Genomic DNA, 582 nt, shown 5'->3' on the forward strand with positions numbered 1-582 from the left:
GTCCGAATGCAGGAGCGGAGCCTCGTTGCGTCTTAAGCGCTTGAAGGCTTTGCCCATCATGTCTCGAACCATGTCGAATACCGGTCGCCTAGCCATCTCATAGGCTATGATCTCTCGGTTATAGAGGTCCAGTACCGGTGACAAGTAGAGCTTTTGGCCACCGAGGTTAAACTCGGTAATGTCTGTCACCCATCGCTCGTTAGGCCGCTCGGCTGAGAAGTCGCGATTGAGCCGGTTAGGAGCAGCCCTAGACGTTGAGCCTCGGTAAGCTCTGTACTTGCTGCGTCGTCTAATGGATGACTTCAGTGCCAAGCTACCCATCAAGCGCTGGATGGTTTTATGGTTTATCCCAGTGCCTTGGTTACGGATGGCAGCAGTGATACGGCGATAGCCATAGCGGCCTTTGTGTCGCTCAAAAAGCGTCTTGATAGTGCTTTTGAGCCCGGCGTACTTATCAGCGGCAGCTAATGCCTTGGATTGGTAGTAGAAGGTACTGCGAGCCAGCCCTGCTGACTTGAGTAGGCAGGCCAGTGGGTAGTGCTGCCGGAGCGCTATCACGATCTGTGTCTTCTCACGAGCGCT

At 54.3% G+C, this 582-nt stretch carries 1 protein-coding gene; it reads right to left on the reverse strand.

All coding sequences use genetic code 11. The features are described 5' to 3' along the window. The coding region (locus tag IEX86_RS24860; RefSeq protein ID WP_188868812.1) for an IS3 family transposase at positions 1-582 on the reverse strand (582 nt) is incomplete at both ends.

Origin of the sequence: Pseudomonas asuensis, from assembly GCF_014646755.1 — a bacterium.
In the GTDB taxonomy this organism is placed as follows: Bacteria; Pseudomonadota; Gammaproteobacteria; order Pseudomonadales; family Pseudomonadaceae; genus Chryseomonas; species Chryseomonas asuensis.